Below are 22750 nucleotides of genomic sequence, written 5' to 3' on the forward strand. Positions count from 1 at the left end.
TAACTTGATAACACGATACTTTTTCAATTCATTCACAGTGAGTAATATCCTTTTCATAAGTATTAGTTTAACATTTGGGACATTTTATGTTTCGACCTACTTAGGACATTATCACTTTCGAATGATAGCGCAGAAAGAAAAAGTGCAAATCGCGCTTGCTAAAGTGGTTGAAAAGTAGTATAATGATAATGTTGTCTTTGTGAGTTTCATAAAGTGCAACCGCACGAAAACTGGTTAAATTAAAGCACTGAAAAGTCACCGTTTAAGGCGAGTCTAACATCTATCTAAATAAGGAGGAAACACGCAAATGACTTATGCAATCGTAAAAACTGGCGGGAAACAAGTCAAAGTTGAGGTTGGTCAAGCTATCTACGTTGAAAAATTGGACGTTGAGGCGGGCGATACTGTGACTTTTGACGAAGTTGTACTTGTTGGTGGCGAAAAAACTGTGATTGGGACACCGCTTGTAGCTGGTGCAACTGTTGTCGCTGAAGTTGAGAAGCAAGGGAAACAAAAGAAAGTTGTCACTTTCAAATACAAACCCAAAAAACATTCTCATCGCAAACAAGGTCACCGTCAACCGTATACAAAAGTTGTCATCAAAGAAATTAACGCTTAATAGGCGCCTAGTTTTCAGATGATTAACATCAAGTTTACTCGGAGGGCTGATCAGATAACACGATTTGTCATCACAGGACATGCCTTTAATGGCGAAGTGGCACACGATGTTGTTTGTGCAGGTGTGTCAAGTCTTGCGATTACAACAGTTAATTCGCTCGAAACAATCGCTCATTTTCAGCCGTTGGTTGAAGTGGACGAAGTTGAAGGTGGTTTTCTTGATTGTGAAATCTTGTCAGATTTAACCGACAAACAAAAAGAAATTGCTCAGATATTACTACAAAATCTGGAAAATGGTGTCAAATCCATTGCCGCAGAAGTAGCTTATAGCAGTTTCATCAAAGTATCTTAAGGGCATCTCTAAAACTCAGGTTCGCCTATTTTTGTCAGCTCATAAAATCGCAGACAATAAAAAGATGTGCACTTGCGGTTACTCGGTGCATGAAAAAAATTGTTAAAATTTCCTTAGTCGTTGTCAATCTTCCTTGACTTGCGTCAGCAAGCCTTCATCGGATTTTCTAGCCTAAGAAAATTTTATCTAAAAATGAACAAAAGTAGTTTTTAGTGATACCCTTAATTAAATCAAGGAGGAAAAACCCTATGTTGAAAATGAATCTTTCGTTGTTCGCCCACAAAAAAGGTGGTGGTTCAACTTCCAATGGTCGTGATTCACAATCGAAACGTCTTGGCTCAAAAGCTGCTGACGGACAAACTGTGACTGGCGGTTCAATCCTTTACCGTCAACGCGGTACAAAAATTCATCCAGGCGCAAATGTTGGTCGTGGTGGCGATGATACGCTTTTTGCCAAAATTGAAGGCGTTGTACGCTTTGAACGTCTTGGACGTAACAGGAAAAAAGTTTCTGTTTATCCAGTTGCTAAAAAAGCTTAATTTACGTAAACCCCTAGAAATTAATATTTCTGGGGGTTTTATTTTTGAAACTAATCGTTAAAAAAGGAATTTTTTTGACCTTAGCATTGCAATTTTTTTTAATGAAAATTTATGTTAAAATAGAATTATGACTAATAATTACCCAAAATTAAAGCAACGTTTTTTAGATTATGTCAAACGTCATACACGTTCTGATGAAAAGTCGCAAACAGTGCCAACAACGCAGTCACAAGTTGAATTTGCAAAGCAACTGGCGGCTGAGATGACGGCGATTGGTGTGCAAAATGTCCATTATTTACCGACAAATGGTTATGTTGTTGGTACAATTCCTGCGACAACTCATAAAATTGTGCCTAAAATTGGTTTTATCGCACATTTGGATACGGCTGATTTTAATGCCGAAGGTGTTAAGCCACAAATCGTTGAAAATTATACTGGTAAGCCGATTCAACTTGGGCAGACTGATTTTTATCTTGACGAAAAAGATTTTCCAAATCTGGCAAATTATCTAGGTCAGACTTTGATTACAACGGATGGGACAACTTTGCTTGGCGCTGATGATAAGGCTGGCATTGCTGAAATTATGTCGGCAGCTGATTATTTGTTGCAACATCCTGATATAGCACATGGCGAGGTTCGCATTGGTTTTGGTCCTGATGAAGAGATTGGAACAGGTGCCGATCTCTTTGATGTGGCTGATTTTGATGTTGATTTTGCTTACACTGTTGACGGTGGACCGCTTGGCGAGCTGGAATATGAGACTTTTAATGGTGCAAGTGCGGCGATTACGATTGTTGGTCGAAATGTCCATCCTGGAACGGCTAAAAATCAGATGATCAACGCCTTGCAAGTTGCTGTTGATTTACATGACCGATTGCCTGAAAAGGCGCGTCCTGAATTGACTGACGGTCGTGACGGTTTTTACCATTTAACGAACTTGACAGGCACACCTGAAGAGGCAGAATTGCATTATATCATTCGTGACCATGATCGGCGTGTTTTTGAGGTCATGAAAACATATTTGGCTGATGTTGTGGCTGATATGAACAAGCTTTTTGGAGAAGAACGTATTAAATTAACACTTAAAGATCAATATTATAACATGGCAGAAGTTATTGAAAAAGATATGACACCTGTCAACCTTGCTGAAAAGGCGATGAAAAATCTTGGTATTTTGCCTAAAATTGAGCCTGTGCGTGGCGGAACTGACGGTTCTAAAATTTCATTTATGGGCATTCCGACACCCAACATTTTTGCTGGTGGGGAAAATATGCACGGTAGATTTGAATTTGTCAGCCTAGAAACAATGATAAAAGCAACCGATACCATTATTGAAATTGTTAGATTGAACGAAAAATAAGGTTGCTGTCTGAAATATAAAATTAGGAAAAGTGATAAAACTTATGAAAACAGATAAATATGTCGTAGCTTTTCGGACGAATGCTTGGGATAAGTCGTTTGAGAAGAAATTTGTGACACTCAAATCTTGCGTTGATCCGAAACGTTGGGAAGTGGTCATTTTGGCAGACGAAACGAACGGTGTTTTGCCAACACCTGAGGTGTTTGTCAAGATTTCACATACAAAATCTAGTGTTGTTACTGATTTCAAAGTGGCTGCAGTTCCAAATGCGACACTTTGGCGCAATGGCGATTATGCCATTCATCCGCTCAAGCAGGCGATAGAGGCGAAAGCTTACATGATTGTTGAGAGTGATACCTTGGTGCAAGGGCGACTTGCGTTTGATGCGATTGCTGATTATTTTGACAAGGGTGGTCAGGTTGTGACTAACGAGCAGTATGAAGTCGACAATAATTTGGATCGTTATGATGTTTTTCGACGCGAAGGCTATTTTGATTATATTCATAAGGCATCGGTTATGATGTGGGGGGCGACAAACGAGATTTGTGACATTTTACTTGCTGAGCGCCAACGGATTTCTGAGCATGAAAATCTTTATGAGTACACCTACCCAGCTGATGAAGTTTTCTTTGGTTCGGTCATCAAAAAATATAATTTCGACTTTTTGGAGCTTCGGCATCTGGAAAATGTTGATACAACTAAACTTGCTTTTCGACCAATGTGGGTGCTTGAAGATACAGAAAATTGGGGTGGAGAACGCTTGATTCATGCCATTTCATCAATTGATTTGGTTATTTCGAGTTTGTATTATAATGCGGGTATTAATCTGAAAATGAATAACTATGATTATTCACCAGGCTCAAATCTTGATCGAATTTTCAGGTTGAGTGTGCTTTGTGATCGGAGTCATGAGATTTATAATGCGATGGTGCTTGATGTTTTCTCATCTCCTTATAATTCTAATCTTGATTTTGCGCATTATGTACAAGAACATAGGCTGTGTTATGAAGGACAGATTGATTTTAAAAATAAGGCATTTTTAGCAAATGCCTCAGCCTCAAGTGTTTGGCACAATCAATATAAACAACGCCATGCTTTACCATTTTACTGTGTTGATGGGAACTATGATTTAGATAAGTATCATAAGCAAGGATTTTTAAGTAAAGAATATCCCTACCCTTGGCTGGCAATTGAATTTTCAGAAGTTGAGACAATTTCCAAAGTTAATCTTTATCATCGCGAAGGTTTTTTCGACCGCACCAAAAATATCAATATTGAAATATCACTTGATGGTGAAAATTATGAAGTAGTTGGCGAATGGCGAGATATTGAGTTTATGCGCGAAGAATCAACTAGAAATAAGCAAGGCTATGTTTATGTTAGCCGTTTTGAATTGGCGGATGCTGTTGAAGCTAAATTTGTTAGACTTGTTTTACAAACTGGCGATACAGGTATGTATTTCAATCTCAATCAAGTCGAAATCTACTAAAATAAAAAAAATCAGAACTCAGGAAAACTGAGTTCTGATTTTTTAGAACTATTAACGAACAATCAAGACATCGCATTTGGCATGAGTTGCGATATATTGGGCGACCGAACCGAGGAATAAGCGCTCGATGTAGCTTAGCCCTGTTGCACCGATCATCAACAAGTCAATATTTTCTTCCTTAGGAAGCGTCGTTGCCATCATGACTTTGGGCGAACCAAATTCGACACGTGTACGAACGCTTTTAAGACCAGCAGCGCGTGCTTCATCGGCGAAGTCAGACACAAGATTTTCAGCGCCTTTTTTGGTGTCTTCAGCAACCAAAGTGTCGTAGTTTGAAATGCTTTGGAAAGCGCGCAAGTCAATGACATTGACAAGCAATAGCTCAGCATCATTACGAAGTGCAACGGCAACAGCCTTGTCAAAAGCGTTGGCAGACTCGACTGAACCGTCAATCCCAACCATTATTTTCTTATATTCTTGAATCATCGTTTTGTCCTCCTTTTAGTGACAACTATTCATTTTTAGAGCGTTTTTTTACTAAACAAACTCCCCCTCTACTTTTATTATAGTCTCATTTGATGAAAAAGTAAAAGGAAAACTTGGAGAAAGAGGAAATTTTTAGGAGAATATGCTATAATAGCCTTTATAGCATATTTAAACGACTAAAAAGTTTTTGATATAATCAAATGGAGATGTGAAATGAAAAAGATGTCTGATGACGAGTTTGAGCAAAAAATTCAGCAGATGCGTGAGTTGTATTTGGAGAATCATGGTGATAAGTGTGAGCTAAATGCGCAAAATATTTCGGCTCATTCGCCGTTTTTGGATCGTTTTCGTAGCCTTGACAATCAAAAGGCACGTTTGCGTCGTCAATTATCAGAGCTTGAAGTCAAGCGTTGTCGGGCATCATTGGATAAAAAATCTTTGCAAAAACTTGAACAAAAACTTGCGATAAAGAAAGCTTTGTTTAAAAAGTTGCTAGATGAAAAAGAGCAAGGTTAGAGTTTTGTCTGAATTTTCAGGCACTTCCTTGCAAATTAAATGAAAAGGAGGTCAAACTTAATGATACATACTGTTTTTTACGTCATCATATTTTTTACAGCCTTAGTTATTTCAAATGTTATCAACAAAGTTTTTCCTAAAATTCCTTTACCGTTGATTCAAGTTGTTTTTGGTTTAATTTTAGGTGTTTTTGGGGCTGGTGAGGTGTTGCGACTCAATTCGACGCTTTTCCTAGCCTTTATTATCGGTCCGCTTTTGTTTCGTGAGGGCGAGGAGGCTGATGTTAAAAGTATTCTCAAGCATGGTCGAACGGTTGGTTTACTTGTTTTTCCAGTTGTTTTCATTACGGCTTTGGTAATTGGTTTTATTGGTCATAGTTTTTATATAGCGGTGCCACTTACAGCGTGTTTTGCCTTAGGTGCTAGTCTAGGTCCGACCGATGCGGTTGCGGTTGCCTCTTTATCTGAGCGTTTCGAGTTTCCAAAGCGGATTATGTCGGTTCTTAAAGGCGAGGGACTATTCAACGATGCGTCGGGTATCATTGCCTTTCAGTTTGCGATTTTGGCCTTGACGACGGGCAAGTTTTCTTTAGGCAATGCCTTAAGCAGTCTGATGATGTCAGCTGTCGGTGGTGCTTTAGTTGGTTTTGCTGTTGCTTGGATGACACGTCTGGTCTTGACGCTGATGGAAGATGTTGCGGCACAAGATGTGACAGGTTATCTGATGCTTGAGATTATCTTACCTTTGCTTGCCTTCTTTTTGGCAGAAGAACTGCATGTTTCAGGCATTATCGCAGTTGTTGTTGCAGGGGTTATGCAGGCAAGTGGTTTCAAGAAAATCACTTTATTTGATGCGCAAGTTGAAAAGGTTACCGAAACAGTTTGGGGGACGGTCACTTTTATCCTGAACTCGATTGTCTTTTTGTTTCTTGGGATTGAGTTGCAACAAATTGCGACACCGATTATTCAAAATGCTTACTATGATAATGTTCGCTTGCTGATTACAGTTTTGGTGTTGGCTGCGACTTTGTTCATTGTTCGATATATTATGCTTAGCGTTTATTATGGTTTTGTTGCCAAAAAGCGTGGTCAAAAATTCAGCCGTTATATGGATGATATTTTACTTTTGACTTTTTCAGGTGTCAAGGGAACAGTGTCAATTGCGACGATTATGCTTTTGCCAGATGAGATTGCTGAGAAATATTCGCTGATTATCTTTTTGACTGCTTCTGTAACAGTTGTGAGTTTTTTGACAGGCATTTTAGTTTTGCCAATTGTTGCACCGAAAAAGGAGGAGCGTGTGGACAATATCGCGAAAATTGCGATTTTGACCAGTGTTGTTTCGGAGTTGGAAAATGAGGCGAAAAAAACAAGGAATAATTTAGGTTATATTACAACGATTGATACCTATCAAGCACGGATTCAAAAACTGATTATCGGTCAAGAGTCATCAACGATGACGGCTGAGTTTAATGCTTTGCAACTTTTGATATTGCGCCTTGAAAATGAGGGGCTTGAAAATGCTTTCAAAAATAATGATATTTCGGTTAAAACTTATCGCATTTATCAGACTTATTTGAAGGAGTTGGAACGTTCGATTGTGCATCGATTTGTATCAAGTCTGGCTTTTGCAATTGCGATTTTCATGCGGGCGATTCGTTTAGTTTTGAGTATGATTTTGCATATCAACATTAATTTTAATCGTAAAAAAGGCCGCAGAATGGTTGGTGATTCAAAGGCTGAGATTCGTGATTTGTATTTTAAAAATACAGCTTTAATCATGGAATCTTTGGAAAATTTGGAGGGTGTCTACGATGCTGACCTGATAAATTATCTCCAGTCAGAACGTTTGCGGACATCGCAACAAATTGCGGTGGGTGGTTTTATCAATCGGTTTATCAATAAGAGATTGCGCCCCAATAATTTGGATGAGATGATGCGTGGTTATTATTTGGAGCGTAAATTAATATTTGAATATGAAGCTGACGGGTTATTGACAGCACGCCAAGCCAAGGCGATGCGTAAAACCGTGAACGCTTTGGAAGATTATTCGATGAATGATAATCAGTCCAATCTTCTCTATGATTTTTTGGAGTATAAACCAAAATAATGCTGCGAGTTTCGCAGTTATTTTATCGTTTATATTTGACAGATTATAAAACAAAAACATTTGAATTTGATTGATGTAATAGTGAAAGAAGAAAAAATGATTTACTTTGATAATTCAGCAACAACAGTGATTGAACCACAAGTTCTGAAAACTTACACGGATGTTGCGACCAAAATCATGGGCAATCCGTCAAGCTTGCACAATCTTGGTACGGTTGCCGAGAGAATGTTGCAAGCATCACGCAAACAGATTGCTGATTTGCTTAGTAAGGAGCCGGCGGAGATTTATTTTACCTCAGGTGGCACTGAGGGCGATAATTGGGTCATCAAAGGTGTTGCTTTTGAGAAAAAAATTTATGGCAATCACGTTATCGTGTCTGCTGTCGAACATCCAGCGGTCAAAGAATCAGCGGAATGGCTGAAAATGCAAGGCTTTGCTGTTGACTTTGCGCCCGTTGATAAGAACGGCTTTGTTAAAGTTGACGCACTTGCGGCACTCATCAGAAAAGACACGATTTTTGTTTCTATCATGGCGGTCAATAATGAAATTGGTGCCATTCAGCCGATTCGAGAGATTGCTGAACTGCTAGCTAATCAGCCAACGATTTCTTTTCATGTGGATGCGGTACAGGCGATTGGTAAGATTCCTTTGACTGAGTTTCTGCCCGAACGTGTTGATTTTGCGACCTTTTCGGCTCATAAATTTCACGGACCGCGCGGTGTTGGCTTTATTTACATCAAAACTGGCAAGAAAATTCAGCCTTTGTTATCGGGTGGCGGTCAGGAAAACAACCGTCGTTCAACGACTGAAAATGTAGCAGGAATTGCTGCAACTGCCAAGGCTTTGCGGTTGGCATTGACTGATTTTGATAGGAAAACGGCAAAACTTTTGGCAATGAAACAGGTCTTGCTTGCTGCACTTGCGACTTATTCGGATGTCGTTATTTTTAGCCAAACGGAAAATTTTGCGCCCAATATCATCACGTTTGGCATGAAAGGTGTGCGGGGCGAGGTTTTGGTGCATGGCTTTGAGGCGCATGACATCTATATCTCAACGACAAGTGCTTGTTCTTCTAAAGCTGGTCTAGCTTCAAGTACACTTGTTGCCATGAATGTGCCACCCCAAATCGCAACATCAGCGGTAAGAATTTCTCTCGACGAAAGTAATCACATGGCAGAAATCGAACAGTTTTTAACCATTTTCAAACAGTTACATGAAAAATTTCAGAAAATAAAGTAAGAGACACTAAATGACAAATCTAAATTACAGTGAAATCATGGTTCGCTACGGCGAGCTGTCAACTAAGGGCAAGAATCGGATGAAGTTTATCGGGCGCTTGGCTAAAAATATCCGCGAGGTGCTGACTGAGTTTCCGACGATTTCGGTCAAAGCTGAGCGTGATCGGGCGCATATTTTTTTGAATGGTGCGGCATACGAACCTTTGGCTGAAAAGTTGGTCAAGGTTTTTGGTATTCAGAATTTTTCGCCTGCCATAAAGGTTGATAAAAATATGCCAGCGCTTGAAGTCGCAGTTGCGACTTTGATGAAAAAAGTTTACCTAGAGGGGATGACTTTCAAAATTTCCGCACGCCGTAGTGACCATGAGTTTGAACTGGATAGTACTGAGCTGAACCGTGAGTTGGGTCATACCGTCATTAGTACCATTTCTCATGCGAAAGTGCAGATGAAAAAGCCTGATCTTGACTTGCGCGTGGAGATTCGTCCCGATGCGGCTTATCTGAGCTATGAGACGATTAAGGGTGCGGGCGGTTTGCCTGTTGGGACGGCTGGTAAGGGGATGCTAATGCTGTCTGGTGGGATTGACTCGCCTGTTGCGGGTTATCTGTCGCTCAAACGTGGCGTTGAAATTGAGGCGGTGCATTTTGCTAGTCCGCCTTATACCAGTCCTGGTGCGCTCCAAAAAGCTAAGGATTTGGCGGGCAAGCTGACTGTTTTTGGTGGCGATATTCAGTTTATTGAGGTGCCATTTACCGAGATTCAAGAAGAAATCAAGGAAAAAGTCCCCATGCCTTATCTGATGACGATTACACGGCGGTTTATGATGCGCGTTGTTGATGAGATTCGGGCGCGGCGCAATGCGCAGATTATCATCAACGGCGAGAGTCTCGGGCAAGTTGCCAGTCAGACTTTGGGGTCAATGGTGGCGATAAATGCTGTGACGACAACGCCTGTGATTCGTCCCGTGGTAACCATGGATAAGCTGGAAATTATTGAGTTGGCTGAGAAGATTGACACCTTTAACATCTCGATTCAACCTTTTGAAGATTGCTGTACTATTTTTGCACCACCGCAACCCAAGACCAATCCTAAACTTGAAAATGCTGAGAAATTTGAGGCTCGGATGGCGATTGATACGCTCGTTAAACGGGCGGTTGACGGGATGATGATTAGTCAGATTTCTGGTGGCGCACAAGTTGATGCGGTGGATAGTGCGATTTTGGAGTTGTTGTGAGGGTGTTATGGCAATAAGTAATATTGATTCTTGGTATGAAAAGTTGAGCCTGTCAGCCGTTTCAAAATATGAAAAAGTTTTGAAATTTATCTTTCTTTGGATGGTGGTTAATAATTATTATAACTCTCGTTATGATATATTAGATAGAGACTCTTTTTGGAATTAGCAAAGGAAGATAAAGTTAAGGAAAAATTCGCTACTGCAAAAGAGAAATTTTTAGATTCATTTGAGAAATTGAAGTTTGATATTGGTAAAAATGGAGACGGTGTATTTAATATGAAATACCCGAATGATAAAGGCAAAATGTCTAAATTTAATCGCTCTAAGGATTCAACAGATGATTTATTCAACGTTATATATCAAAACATATGTAATTTATTTCATGGGAGTAAGCCCCCTTTTGGGGAAGTTGAAATTTTATCCGATAATGATATTGACTTGATAAACTGGGTTTATGATACCTTGCGTGAGATTTATAAAGTTTTGTCTAATTAAGAAAAGTAAGTAAACAGGAGGAAATATGTTCACAAAAGAAAAATTCCCAGGATTATTAGCCCTCGGGATTTTCACATTTATGTCAACCCTTGACGGTTCTATCGTCAATATTGCGCTGCCTAGTATGGCGCGGGAAATGCACCTTGATATGGGGCAAGTCACATGGTCTGTGACCATTTATTTGGTTGTGATTTCGGGCTTGATTTTGCTGTTTGGTCGGCTGGGCGATTTGATTGGTAAGACCAAGATTTTTAGTTATGGTAGTTTACTTTTTACCTTTGGTTCGCTTCTTGCGGGGATTAATCTTGGTTTGTATTTCTTACTATTTGCGCGGATTATCCAAGCGATTGGCGCATCCATGACCATGTCTAACAGCTTTGGCATTACCAGTCAGCTCTTTGAGCCAAAAATTCGGGCGCGTGCTATGAGTATCATGTCAATGTTTGTCAGTCTTGGCTCAATTGCGGGACCTGCCATTGGTGGTTTTATTTTACAAATTGCCAGCTGGTCTTATATTTTTTGGATTAATGTCCCGCTTGGCGTGGTAGCTTATCTGATTGGGCGCAAGGCATTGCCTAAGGATGAGGGCGCAGGGACAATCAAGGATGCGGACTTGCTTGGTGCAACGCAGATGTTTTTGACAGTTGTTACTTTTTTTGTTGCAGTTAGCTTGGGCCAGGCGCAAGGTTTTACCACGGTGCCAGTTATTTTGAGTTTTCTTGCGATGATTGGACTTTTGGTTTGGTTTATTCACACTGAAAAAACAGTCGAAAAACCTTTACTCAATCTCGGTATTTTCAAGAGCAAGCTCTTTACGATTAGCGTGATAACTAGCATGACCATGTTCACGGCGGGCAGTTTTGTTAATATTCTCATGCCTTTTTATCTGCAAAATTTCCGCGCTTGTGCGGCGGGCTTTGCGGGCATAGTGATGATGGCTTATCCTGTGGGTATGTTTATCTTTAGTCCAATTTCGGGTGTCTTATCGGACAAGTTTGACAAGGAAATTATCACATTTCTTGGTATTTCGGGTGTGCTTGTTGTCCAGTTTGGTTATCTGATAATTGGTGGTACGACTGCTCTAATATTGGTCATGGTCTTTCTCTTTGCACATGGTGCAAGTGTTGGTTTCTTTCAAAGTCCAAATAATGCACTTGTTATGTCAACTGTTGAGAACCGATTTTTAGGAATTGCAGGTTCGGTCAATGCTTTGGGGAGAAATCTTGGCTTTGTGCTTGGCACAACATTTGCCACAACTGTCTTGTTTGTCTCCATGTCAAGTCAAATGGGACACCGCGTGTCAGGTTATGTTAAATCACGACCAGAAGTCTTTTTAAATGGCATGCACGTGGCGTTTTATGTCGCATTTGCCTTGGTTATTGTGGCATGGCTGATGTCAGGGTATCGTTTGTTGACACGAAAAAAATCTGCTTGATGACAAGGAGCAGATTTTTTTTAATTAGTAATTGATAATCGTGTATTTTTTCTTGCCACGACGAATGACGGTCAGTTCGTTTTCAAGTTTATCACTTGCATTTAAAATATAGTCAAGCTCAGTCTGACGGTCACCATTGATATAAATCGCACCATTTGTGATGTCCTCGCGCGCTTGACGGCGACTTGGTGAAATCTTGGCATCTACCAAAAGATTGACCAAATTACCGTCAAAATCAGCGGCAACAGTAAAGTTTGGCACGTCAGAAAGTCCTGCTTTGATGTCTTTGACTGATAATTCCTTGATATTGCCAGCGAAAAGTTGCTCAGAAATGTTCACGGCTTGCGCATAAGCAGTTGCACCGTGAACCAATGTCACGACTTCTTTTGCCAATGTTTTTTGGGCTAAACGTTCATGCGGTGCGCTTTCAAAGGCTTTGGCAATCTCATCAATCTCATCAAGTGTTAAGAATGTGAAAATCTTCATGAATTTGACGGCATCGGCATCCGCAATATTGAGCCAGAATTGGTAAAACTCGTAAGGCGAGGTTTTATCCGCGTCAAGCCAAACGGCATTCCCTTCAGATTTACCGAATTTTTTACCAGTTGAGTCGGTAATCAGTGGGACAGTGATGACGTGTGTGTCGTTGCCCGATTTTTTACGAATCAAATCAGTTCCAGCAACCATATTGCCCCATTGATCAGAGCCACCGACTTGGAGACTAACACCATAGCGCTCGTTTAGCTCGTAAAAATCGTAGCCTTGCAAGATTTGATAAGCAAACTCAGTATAAGAAATGCCAGTCTCAATGCGTTTTTTGACCGATTCCTTGCTCATCATGTAGTTAATCGTAAAATGTTTGCCAACATCACGTAGAAATTCGAGGACATTCATCTCAGCAAACCAGTCGTAATTATTGACAACAATCGCTGAATTTTCACCATTAAAATCAAGGAAACGCGATAGTTGCGCCTTGATTGAATTTGACCACTCGGCAACGGTTTCAGTCGTTTGAAGCGAGCGTTCGCTGTCCTTGAAACTCGGGTCACCAATCATCCCAGTCGCACCACCAACGAGGGCAACTGGTTTGTGACCAGCTAATTGGAGGCGACGCATGTTGAGAATCGGCACTAAATGTCCCAAATGGAGACTATCAGCCGTCGGATCGTAGCCTGTATAAAATGAGACAGAACCCTTGTCAAGCGCTGCTCGCAAAGCTGTTTCGTCAGTTGTCTGAAAAATCAGACCGCGTTCTTTTAGTTCATCAAAAATCTTCATCGTCATTTCTAGTCCTCAATTTTTTATAAATTAGTTCTATTATACCAAATTTTTGGTATAATTAACATATGGCTAAAGAATTTTCTGAAGAAGAACGCAAGCGTTTAAAACAGCAACTTGCTGATAAAAAAACAAAGCGACTTGAAAAAGTAAAACAAAAAGAAGATAAAAAAAATCCAGATAAGGGCATTAAGCAAACTGACGGAAAAACAATTTTACAGACTAGCTTTATTGTTGTTCGAGGTCTTGGGGTCGTAGCGGGAGTGATTGTTCTCTTGGTAGGCGTGTTTGGCGTGGCAACGGGGACAGGTTATTTAGTGAGTCTGATTTCTGATGTTAAGCTACCCTCGAAAACTTTTTTGACCGATAAAATTAATACGATTCCTGAAGTTTCGTCGATGACTTACAGCAATGGTCAGAAGATTTCTGAGATTTCCAGTGATTTGGTTCGCAAAAAAATTTCTAGTGACGATATATCGCCTAATATCAAAAATGCTTTGATTGCCACGGAAGATGAGAATTTTGAAAGTCATCATGGTGTTGTGCCGAAAGCGTTTTTTAGAGCGCTTTTAGGTGAGTCTATGGGCGGTGCGACTTCTGGTGGTTCAACGATAACGCAACAGCTGATTAAACAGCAGATTCTTGGAGATTCGCCAACGTTCAAGCGGAAGGCAACGGAAATGGTTTATGCGCTTGAGCTTGAAAAACAGGTATCAAAAGATAAGATTTTGACCGATTATCTTAATATCTCGCCTTTTGGCCGCAATAATAAGGGACAAAATATTGCGGGTGTTGAGGCTGCTGCCCAAGGTATTTTTGGGACAACAGCTAAAGAGCTGACGATTCCTGAGGCGGCATTTATCGCTGGCTTGCCACAAAGTCCGATTGTTTATACACCTTATGGTGCGGACGGTAATCTCAAATCTAAGGAAAATCTGGAATATGGTATTGCAAGACAAAAAAACGTGCTGTATAACTTGTATCGAAACGGCTACATTTCTCAAAAAGAATATGAAGAATATGTGAATTATGACATCTCAACGGAATTTATTGCGCCAGAATCGGTTGAAACGGTGGGAAATCGTGACTATCTTTATCAGGTCGTTTATGATGAGGCGGTTGATAAAATTTATGATTATTTGATAAAGGTTGATAAGGTGTCAGAGACTGATCAAGGCAATGATGCGGTTCAAGAACACTATCGTGATATGGCTGAGCAAGATTTGCAACAAGGCGGTTATACGATTACTTCGACCATTGACCAAGAGATTTACAGTGCGATGCAGGTCGCTGTTCGAGATTATGGGTATCTTTTGCAAGACGGGACGGGCGAGGTTCAACCTGGTAATGTTCTCATGGATAATAAAACAGGTGCTGTTCTTGGCTTTATTGGTGGTTTGGACTACAATACCAACCAAAATAATCACGCGTTTGACACGCACCGTAACCCAGGATCGTCAATCAAGCCGATTATAGCTTATGGGCCAGCTATCGACCTTGGTTTGCTGGGGAGTGCCAGTCGCTTGTCGAATTATCCGACGAAGTTTGCGGACGGTAAGCCGATTATGCACGATACATCTGACGGCACACAAGAGATGATGACTTTGCAAGATGCGCTTGATACATCTTGGAATATTCCAGCTTATTGGACTTATCAGACGATTCTTCAAAAAGGTAACTCAGTTAAGCCTTATATGAGCAAGATGAACTACAAGATTTCGAGCTATGAGATTGAGTCGCTACCGCTTGGCGGCGGTATTGAACCGACGGTTGTACAGCATACCAATGGTTATCAAACTTTGCTTAATGGTGGAAAATATGTGCAGTACCACACCATTGCCAGTATTAAGGACGGCAATGGTAAGGAAATTTATCAGCACGAAAATAAAGAGGTACAGATTTACTCAAAAGCAACCTCATCAATTATGGCGGAGTTACTAAAAGGACCAATTAAGTCTCAAAAGACAACGACTTTCTACGGTCAACTTTCAACTATCAATCCAACGCTTGCGGCTGCTGATTGGGTCGGAAAAACAGGTACTTCAAATGATTTTGTTGATATTTGGCTCATGCTTGGTACGCCCGCTGTTACCCTAGGTGGTTGGGTCGGTCACGATAGTAACACGTCAATGTCCTCAATGATGGGCTATGACAATAATTCACAGTATATGGCGCAACTTGCCAATGCAATCTATCAAGCCAATCCAGCTGTCTTTGGCGTTGAGCAAAAATTTGAAATGGATGCTTCTGTTATCAAGTCAACGGTTTTGAAAGCAACGGGTGAAAAGCCGGGGTCATTTTCAGGTGGCAATTATAAAAATTTCACAATTTCTGGTGAGACAACGACAAGCCTTTGGGCAAAAACAGGCGCACCAACAACGCAATATAAATTTGCGATTGGTGGTAGTGACAATGATTATGTCAACGCTTGGGCGCAGATTCTTGGTAAGAGTACACTAGAAGTGCCGACACCAGTTCCTAACTACACCCCGCTACCATCAAGTGAGAAGAAAGTAAATTGATAAAAGGCGCATGAGTGTTTCAGATTGAGCAACGTATTTGATGCGTTGTTTTTTATTAAAATTGAATGTTTATATAAATTAGCATAATCAGATCATTCACTTGTATCACTCTTTTTTATTGAATTAGAAAAAACGCGGATGACTGGTCAATCGCGGTTTTTCTCTAAAATTTCCCCACTTTTAACTTCAAAAACCGCCATTTTATCAGGCAAATTTTGCAAGTGGTCAAGCGTTGTTGTTGTAATAAAAGTCTGTGTTTTACCAATCACAAGCGACAGCAGATCAAGCTGACGTTGATTGTCCAACTCACTCATGACATCGTCTAGTAAGAGAACAGGATAGTCGCCCGTTTCTTGAAAAATCAAGTCGATTTCAGCGAGTTTGACCGAAAGTGCCGTCGTTCGTTGCTGACCTTGCGACCCAAAATTTGACACGTCAATATTATTGAGCAAAAACTGCAAATCGTCACGGTGTGGCCCGACAGATGTTTGCATCCGAAATAAATCTTTTTGACGAGCAGATTTTAGTTCAGCAGCGAAGTCTTGCTTAACATTACAAGCATAGATAATATCGAGCTTTTCCTTTCCTTGACTGAGTTTATCATGTAAATCAGTCGAAATTTTCGTCAGATTATCAATGAAACCTTGCCGATGACTTATCACTTTCTCGCCGTATTCAACAAGTTGCTCGTCCAAAACATCCAAAAAATTGGCATCAAGTTTTGTCTTGTCGAATTTCAGATAAGCATTGCGCTCTTTTAACGTTTTATGATAACGCATCAAATCATAAAGATAAACAGGGCGAATCTGCCCGATTTCCATATCAATAAAACGTCTGCGAACACTTGGGGCGCCTTTTATAATCGCCAAATCTTCGGGCGCAAACATAATCACGTTGAGATTGCCGATATAGTCAGCCAGCCGTTTTTCCTTGAGATGATTGGCTTTTACGATACGTCCCTTGGTGTTTAGGAGAATTTCCAGCGGTACAGTCGTATTTTTTTTGATAATGGTACCTGCAACCGTCATTTCCTTGCTATCCCAAGCAATCAATTCACGATCAGCATGCGTGCGGTGGCTCCGTGTCAACGCCAAAAAATAAATACTTTCGGCAACATTGGTCTTGCCTTGCGCATTTTGACCGACAAAAATATTGAGATTTGGGTGGAAATTGAGCGATAAATCGGTATAATTTCGGAAATTTTTCAGATGTAGCTCAGAAATAATCATTTTGATCCTGGGAATTTTGGTTTGCTTGTTTTGCGTTTGAAATACTGCTCTTTATTGTTGGTGGCTGATTTTTGGCGGTTTTCCGTTTTTTTGTTGTCAGCGTTCATTTTTTTGACAATGGCTTTGACACGCGCCTCTTCATCACGTTCTTTTTGGTGTTCGGCAATCTCATCAGCTGTCGGTGCAACAATGTTAATTTTTAGTCCTAAGCCTGAGAACTCAAGCACATCGCCTGCATAAAGTTTTTTGCCACGTCGATTTTCATAGTTGCCATTATAAAAAACATCATTGTTTTCAAGGAAATGCTTGGCAGCACCACCAGTCTCGATAATGGCTGTTTCTTTGAGAAGTTTGCCAAGTGTGATAAATTCGTCATAAATCGTGTAATTATTCATACTTCATTTTACCATAATTTTGGTATAATAGGAGGTACGAGAAAAGGAAATGCGTTTGCCGATTTTGAAGATAAGAAAAATGTTGTTTTTTATCGAAATAAAATTAGTACGTTTTTTCAGAAGTCGACAACTAAAAGGAAAATCATGAAATTAAAAAACGGTGTAAATTTACATATTATCAAAGAGAAGAAGTTCAAGACTGTCCAATTTTTGGTGCGTTTTCGTGCGAAAATGTCTCGGAAAAATGTTGCCAAGCGCGTGATGATTTCCAATCTTTGGGAAACGTCAAATGCGATTTTAACGACTAATCAACAGTTTCAAAGTAAGTTGTCAGATATGTATGGCGCTAGTTTTTCGACAGGTGTGGCTAAAAAAGGGAACAATCATTTTTTAAATATCGGAATGAGTGTTGTCAATCCGACTTTTATCGGTACAGATACGGTAATGGAGGCGATTGAACTCTTACATCAAGCACTTTTTATGCCTTTGATTGACGATATTGGCTTTGATGAAGAAACATTTGCGCGTGAAAAGAAAAATCTGTTACAATATTTGGCATCCACGCATGAGGATAAATCTTACGTTGCATCAACACGTTTGACGGCATTATTTTTTGAAGATAAAAATCTCGCGACACCTAGTATTTCAACAGTTGGTTTGTTGGAGCACGAAACACGACAGAGCGTTTTTGACTATTATAAACGCATGCTGTTGACTGATACCATTGATATTTTTGTTTTGGGTGATGTTGATGAAACTATGATAAGTCAACATTTTTCTGAAATGCCTTTCACTGACCGCGAGCCTTTGACGGAAATTTTCTATGAACAAGCCAACTCAAATATTGTTCATGAAAAAACGGAAAAAGAAGAGATTAATCAGTCGATTTTGCAGCTGGCATACAGTCATCCTGTGCATTATGGCGATAAGGATTATCTGACTTTACAAGTGCTAAACGGTATTTTGGGGGCATTTCCACACTCTAAGCTCTTTGCAAATGTTCGTGAAAAGGAAAGTTTGGCTTATTATGCCAATTCACGTTTTGATACGTTTACGGGTTTTCTGAAAATTTCAGCGGGGATTGATGCGAGTAATCGCCATAAAGCGCTGACGATTATCCGTGAACAGTTGCGTGCATTGATTCAGGGCGATATTTCTGATAGCGAACTCACACAAACTAAGGATATGTTGCGCAATTCCTACTTTTTGGCACAGGATTCGCCGACTAATTTGATTGAGCAAGTTTTCATCGCGGATTTGTTTCCTGATCGTTATTTATCGGCGGAAAAATGGGTACAGGCACTCAACGCTGTTTCAAAAGATGATGTCGTTAGAGTTGCTAAAACATTAAAGTTGCAATCGTTATATTTTATGGAGGGAGAAGTTCTTGGAGATTAAAAAATATCCACAAGTTGGCGAAACACTTTACAAGGACGTCCTTTCTAACGGTTTGACTGTCTTTTATCTGCCAAAACCTGATTATAACAAGACTTACGGGCTTTTTACGACGAATTTTGGAAGTTTAGACACGACCTTTACGCCACGTGGCAAGTCGGAAATGACGACTTTTCCTGAGGGGATTGCTCATTTTTTAGAGCATAAACTTTTTGAAAAAAAAGACGGTGATGCCATGAATTTCTTTGGCGCGCTAGGTGCGAACTCAAATGCTTTCACGAGTTTTTCGCGAACCTCTTATCTTTTTTCAACCATGGAAAATATTGCTGAAAATGTTGAACTTCTGCTTGATTTTGTACAAGAACCTTATTTTACACAAGAATCTGTTGAAAAAGAGCAAGGCATTATCACACAGGAAATTCAGATGTATCAAGATTATGCCGATTTCCGCTTGTTCTTTGGTCTTTTGCAAAATCTTTATCCCAAATCGCAATTGGCTTCAGATATTGCGGGTACACCTCGCAGTATTCGGCAAATTACGGCAAGTGATTTGTACGAAAATTATCAAACTTTTTATCATCCGTCAAATATGACACTCTTTTTGACAGGCGCGTTTGAAGTTGAGAAAATGTCGGATTTGGTCACTAAAAACCAAGCTGAGAAAACATTTGAGGCGATTAGTAAAATTAAAAAGGCACCATTTAGCGCTGCTGACCCGATTGTCTCGAATAAATTATCTTTTGATGTCACGATTCCAAAACTTGCGCTCGGTTTTCGGGGCTACGACAAGCTATCCTCTGACGGTTTGAAACGTTTTGAGTACAAAGTTGCTGTTCAGTTGATGTTGACGATGATTTTTGGCAATACCAGTTCGCGTTATGAAAACTTGTATAATCAAGGCTTGATTGATGATTCATTTGGCTTTGATTTTGAGGTTGGCTCGCAATATCATTTTGCAAGTTTTACTTCAGACACAATTTATCCAATAAAACTCGCTAAAATTTTGCGTGATACGCTAAAAAGTTATAAAATAGAGAGAGACTTCAATTTGGAACATTTGACGATGCTCAAAAAGGAAATGTTGGGCGATTATTATAAATCGCTCAATTCCCTTGAGTTTATCGCCAATCAGTTCTCATCAAATCTCTTTGAAGGTGTGACTTTCTTTGATTTTCCAAGTATTCTAGCTTGTTTGACACTGGAAAAAATTGAAAAACATGCGGATAAGTTTGTCAATGATATGAAGTCAAGCGATTTTGTAATGAATCCGAAATAATAATGACGAGATAAATAATATGCAAGCAACGATTTAAAATGATAAGCAGATTTTTAATTAGTTGAGCAAATTTTAAAAGATGAGAGGGGAATGCTCGTGGCACAAAAAACAGTTGGGCAAGTCTTGCGTGATAAGCGCGCCAAGCTAGATATGACGCTAAATGAAGCGGAAAATCTATCGCAAATTCAGAAAATATACATTGTTGCCTTGGAGCACGATGATTATGAGGCATTGCCTGGGGAATTTTATGTCAAGGCCTACCTCAAACAATATGCTGTTCGCTTGCAGCTTGATTCTGATAAGCTGATTTCGGCTTATGAAAAGAACGAGAGAATTGAAGTAGAAGAACCTACGGATTTTGCGGAAAATTATCGCTTTGTTAAGCCATCAGAGCGTGTTGTTGAGGAAGAAAACTTAACGAAAACTTGGCGCTATTATCTGCCGATTGTTCTGCTTGGCATCGCCGCATTTGCGATTGTTGCGGGCATTTTCACGGCTGTTTATTTGAATAGACCTGAAAAAGACAAGATTACAAATACGCCTTATAATCTGTCAACTGAGTCAAAAAAATCATCTGAAGCGAGTAAGAGCAAGGAGCCAGTAGTGCCGAGTACAGCTTCTGAGACACCGCCCGCACCTAAAACCGAGGTAACGATTACAGGTGATGGTCAAGACTTGCTAGCAACGGTAAAAAATACTGAAAACCCAGCAATAGTAACGCTCAGTACGGTAGAAGGAGCAGAAATTTGGATTGGTATTACTGATACTGATTTGGTGGATGGGCAAGTGACCCTGACAGAAGAGAACCCAATAACACTAACGATGCTAGGAACAGAGATGACGTTGATGTTCGGTAAAACCACAGATCTGACTCTCAAAATCGGAGATGCCACAGTGGATTTATCAAGTATCCTTGACCCTGCTAGTCCGTCAACTTTGACAATTAATATAGAAGATTTAACAATCAATAACGAAGACAATATGGAAGAATAGAGATAAATCTAAATATGATGAAATTAACAAAGGAAAATATTCCTAATAATCTGACGATTGCGCGAATTTATGCGATTCCGATTTTTCTGCTGATATTGGCATTAGGGGGCAAATCGCAAACTTGGCAGATTGTGGCGGCGATTTTGTTTGCGATTGCTTCGGCGACAGACTATTTGGACGGCTACTTGGCACGCAAATGGCAAATTGTCTCAAATTTCGGGAAATTTGCCGATCCTTTGGCGGATAAAATGTTGGTTATGTCAGCTTTTATCATGCTTATATCTTTGAAACTCGCACCAGCTTGGGTAATCGCTGTGATTATCTGTCGTGAGCTTGCGGTAACTGGTTTGCGCCTACTCTTGGTTGAACAAGGCGGTGTCGTCATGGCGGCAGCGATGCCAGGGAAAATCAAAACTTTTACGCAAATGTTAGCGATTATTTTCTTGTTGCTAGGATTGAATTTGGTTGGCACGATTTTTCTTTATATTTGCTTACTTGCGACGATTTATTCGGGTTATGATTATTTTTCTAAAAGTCTATTTGTTTTTAAGGATGCGGATTGAAAGGCGTTGTTCGTTGATGGTCAAAGATTGTTGATTTTGGAAGAATTAGGAGAAAAAGATGTCTAAATTTAGCAAGATTGATGTTTTAAAAAATCAACTGAATGATTATCGTCCATTGACTAAAGCCCAAGTCGCACAAATTGAGCAAGAAAAGAGAATTGAACACGTCTGGTCTTCAAATGCTTTAGAGGGCAATAGTCTGACCAAGTATGAAACAGCCTCTATTTTGGAAGTTGGACTGACTGCTAATGGTAATCCTGTAAAAGATATTCTTGAAACGCTTGATTTGGGTGTTGCTTATAATTTTATGGAAGAGTTGGCTAATGGCGAGCAGGAGTTATCAGTGGAACTGATTCAGAAGCTCAACAGTTAGTCACGATTAAAAGTGTTGATAATATTGATTTTGCGGGTGTCTATCGTTTGGCGAAAGCCTATCCTTACCTAGTTTCAGGTATAAAATATACTGATCCGATTTACATTCGTCAAGAAATGGGGAATTTAATTTATTGGCTTGATGAAATTGCTAAAACGCTACATCCTGTTGAATATGCGGCGCTACTTCATCTTAAATTTGTCAGCATTCATCCTTTTGCGGATGGTAATGGTCGAACAGCTCGCCTTTTGATGTCTTTTGCCTTGGTCAGAAATGGCTTTCCTATTGTCAATATTCAGCCTGACCCTGATTCAAGAAAGGAATACATGGTGGCACTAGCAGATTCACAACGTCAAGATAATCCTGAAAGCTTTATCGATCTTGTTAAAAAATATGTTGAGGCAGAACTTGAATCAAGAATTGCTATTTTGGCGTTGAATGAATCGAACATCGCCAATTTTGGTAAAAAATAGTGCAAGGAGTTGATGATGAGAATGGTTGAATCAAAAATTGGGGGTAAATTCTATCAGAACATTCTTGGGTAAAAATGTTTAATGATGGTCGGCTTCTTGTCGAACCATATCGAACCATATTTGCTTATCGGTTGAATAAGCATAACAATGACCATTAGCATGCCAACCCACACGCTGTTTTTGCTAAATAATGACAACAAGAGTCTCAAACACTACCATGTTTGGGACTTTTGTGATGCTGTGTATGAATTTTTCAATAGACTTCTCCCAAAAATAAAAAAATTTGTTATACTATAGTCATGAACTATGAATCCCTCACGAAACTCAGCGATAGTCATTTTAAACGTCTAGTTGGCGTTAAACGTCCAACCTTTGAATCTA

The 22750-nt window shown here is 39.9% G+C and carries 22 protein-coding genes and 1 other annotated feature; of the genes, 18 read left to right on the plus strand and 4 right to left on the minus strand.

What is annotated here, in order from left to right; all coding sequences use genetic code 11:
• Positions 1-207: 207 nt before the first annotated feature.
• Positions 208-285: a sequence feature (ribosomal protein L21 leader region), on the plus strand.
• A 22-nt stretch (positions 286-307) separates the two neighbouring features.
• From rplU to Hs30E_RS06765, 5 genes are all read left to right on the plus strand, one after another.
• Positions 308-619, plus strand: coding sequence for a 50S ribosomal protein L21 (gene rplU / locus Hs30E_RS06745; RefSeq protein ID WP_172209056.1), 312 nt, complete (start codon positions 308-310; stop codon positions 617-619).
• 18 nt (positions 620-637) lie between these two features.
• Positions 638-970, plus strand: a complete 333-nt coding sequence (locus Hs30E_RS06750) for a ribosomal-processing cysteine protease Prp (protein ID WP_172209057.1) — start codon at positions 638-640, stop codon at positions 968-970.
• A gap of 248 nt (positions 971-1218) precedes the next feature.
• Positions 1219-1509: a 50S ribosomal protein L27 gene (rpmA, locus tag Hs30E_RS06755; protein WP_172209058.1), complete on the plus strand. Its 291-nt coding sequence runs from the start codon at positions 1219-1221 to the stop codon at positions 1507-1509.
• A gap of 127 nt (positions 1510-1636) precedes the next feature.
• The gene (gene pepT / locus Hs30E_RS06760) at positions 1637-2869 is read left to right on the plus strand and encodes a peptidase T (RefSeq protein ID WP_172209059.1); all 1233 of its coding nucleotides are present in this window, start codon (positions 1637-1639) and stop codon (positions 2867-2869) included.
• 43 nt (positions 2870-2912) lie between these two features.
• Positions 2913-4358, plus strand: coding sequence for a discoidin domain-containing protein (locus Hs30E_RS06765; RefSeq protein ID WP_172209060.1), 1446 nt, complete (start codon positions 2913-2915; stop codon positions 4356-4358).
• Between the two features lie 51 nt (positions 4359-4409).
• On the opposite strand, the gene Hs30E_RS06770 is transcribed toward Hs30E_RS06765, so the two are convergent.
• Positions 4410-4844, minus strand: coding sequence for a universal stress protein (locus Hs30E_RS06770; RefSeq protein ID WP_172209061.1), 435 nt, complete (start codon positions 4842-4844; stop codon positions 4410-4412).
• A 213-nt stretch (positions 4845-5057) separates the two neighbouring features.
• Between Hs30E_RS06770 and Hs30E_RS06775 the strand changes: the two genes are divergently transcribed.
• The 6 genes from Hs30E_RS06775 to Hs30E_RS06800 all read left to right on the plus strand — a co-directional run bounded on the left by Hs30E_RS06775 (position 5058) and on the right by Hs30E_RS06800 (position 11872).
• Entirely contained in the window at positions 5058-5360 is a 303-nt protein-coding gene (locus Hs30E_RS06775; protein WP_172209062.1) for a hypothetical protein, read from the plus strand.
• Positions 5361-5420: 60 nt separating this feature from the next.
• Positions 5421-7469, plus strand: a complete 2049-nt coding sequence (locus Hs30E_RS06780; RefSeq protein WP_172209063.1) for a cation:proton antiporter — start codon at positions 5421-5423, stop codon at positions 7467-7469.
• Between the two features lie 96 nt (positions 7470-7565).
• Positions 7566-8708, plus strand: a complete 1143-nt coding sequence (locus Hs30E_RS06785) for a cysteine desulfurase family protein (RefSeq protein ID WP_172209079.1) — start codon at positions 7566-7568, stop codon at positions 8706-8708.
• A 10-nt stretch (positions 8709-8718) separates the two neighbouring features.
• Positions 8719-9942 carry a tRNA uracil 4-sulfurtransferase ThiI gene (thiI, locus tag Hs30E_RS06790; RefSeq protein WP_172209065.1) on the plus strand — a complete coding sequence of 408 codons (1224 nt, stop codon included), beginning with the start codon at positions 8719-8721 and terminating at the stop codon, positions 9940-9942.
• A 156-nt stretch (positions 9943-10098) separates the two neighbouring features.
• Positions 10099-10437, plus strand: a complete 339-nt coding sequence (locus Hs30E_RS06795) for a hypothetical protein (RefSeq protein ID WP_172209067.1) — start codon at positions 10099-10101, stop codon at positions 10435-10437.
• Positions 10438-10462: 25 nt separating this feature from the next.
• The gene (locus Hs30E_RS06800) at positions 10463-11872 is read left to right on the plus strand and encodes an MFS transporter (protein WP_172209069.1); all 1410 of its coding nucleotides are present in this window, start codon (positions 10463-10465) and stop codon (positions 11870-11872) included.
• Positions 11873-11896: 24 nt separating this feature from the next.
• Here the strand turns inward: Hs30E_RS06800 and tyrS are convergent, their stop codons facing one another.
• Entirely contained in the window at positions 11897-13150 is a 1254-nt protein-coding gene (gene tyrS / locus Hs30E_RS06805) for a tyrosine--tRNA ligase (RefSeq protein ID WP_172209080.1), read from the minus strand.
• Positions 13151-13218: 68 nt separating this feature from the next.
• Between tyrS and Hs30E_RS06810 the strand changes: the two genes are divergently transcribed.
• Positions 13219-15672: a transglycosylase domain-containing protein gene (locus tag Hs30E_RS06810; protein WP_172209070.1), complete on the plus strand. Its 2454-nt coding sequence runs from the start codon at positions 13219-13221 to the stop codon at positions 15670-15672.
• Positions 15673-15818: 146 nt separating this feature from the next.
• Here the strand turns inward: Hs30E_RS06810 and recF are convergent, their stop codons facing one another.
• Both recF and yaaA read right to left on the minus strand, forming a co-directional pair.
• Positions 15819-16901 carry a DNA replication/repair protein RecF gene (gene recF / locus Hs30E_RS06815; protein WP_172209072.1) on the minus strand — a complete coding sequence of 361 codons (1083 nt, stop codon included), beginning with the start codon at positions 16899-16901 and terminating at the stop codon, positions 15819-15821.
• The gene (gene yaaA, locus Hs30E_RS06820; RefSeq protein WP_172209074.1) at positions 16898-17296 is read right to left on the minus strand and encodes a S4 domain-containing protein YaaA; all 399 of its coding nucleotides are present in this window, start codon (positions 17294-17296) and stop codon (positions 16898-16900) included. Before yaaA ends, recF begins: the two co-directional genes overlap by 4 nt.
• 144 nt (positions 17297-17440) lie before the next feature.
• Between yaaA and yfmF the strand changes: the two genes are divergently transcribed.
• The 6 genes from yfmF to Hs30E_RS11190 all read left to right on the plus strand — a co-directional run bounded on the left by yfmF (position 17441) and on the right by Hs30E_RS11190 (position 22369).
• Entirely contained in the window at positions 17441-18694 is a 1254-nt protein-coding gene (gene yfmF, locus Hs30E_RS06825) for an EF-P 5-aminopentanol modification-associated protein YfmF (RefSeq protein ID WP_172209076.1), read from the plus strand.
• Complete coding sequence (gene yfmH / locus Hs30E_RS06830; RefSeq protein WP_172209077.1) at positions 18684-19967, plus strand: EF-P 5-aminopentanol modification-associated protein YfmH; 1284 nt, start codon at positions 18684-18686, stop codon at positions 19965-19967. Before yfmF ends, yfmH begins: the two co-directional genes overlap by 11 nt.
• Before the next feature lie 96 nt (positions 19968-20063).
• Positions 20064-20960: a helix-turn-helix domain-containing protein gene (locus Hs30E_RS06835; RefSeq protein WP_172209078.1), complete on the plus strand. Its 897-nt coding sequence runs from the start codon at positions 20064-20066 to the stop codon at positions 20958-20960.
• A 17-nt stretch (positions 20961-20977) separates the two neighbouring features.
• Complete coding sequence (gene pgsA, locus Hs30E_RS06840; protein WP_172209081.1) at positions 20978-21523, plus strand: CDP-diacylglycerol--glycerol-3-phosphate 3-phosphatidyltransferase; 546 nt, start codon at positions 20978-20980, stop codon at positions 21521-21523.
• A 58-nt stretch (positions 21524-21581) separates the two neighbouring features.
• Positions 21582-21896, plus strand: a complete 315-nt coding sequence (locus tag Hs30E_RS11185) for a Fic family protein (RefSeq protein ID WP_228462012.1) — start codon at positions 21582-21584, stop codon at positions 21894-21896.
• Between the two features lie 47 nt (positions 21897-21943).
• Positions 21944-22369 (plus strand): Fic family protein, encoded by a 426-nt coding sequence (locus Hs30E_RS11190; protein WP_228462013.1) that lies wholly within the window; start codon positions 21944-21946, stop codon positions 22367-22369.
• Positions 22370-22750 lie beyond the last annotated feature (381 nt).

This window comes from Pseudolactococcus hodotermopsidis, assembly GCF_011170085.1.
Taxonomy (GTDB): Bacteria; Bacillota; Bacilli; order Lactobacillales; family Streptococcaceae; genus Pseudolactococcus; species Pseudolactococcus hodotermopsidis.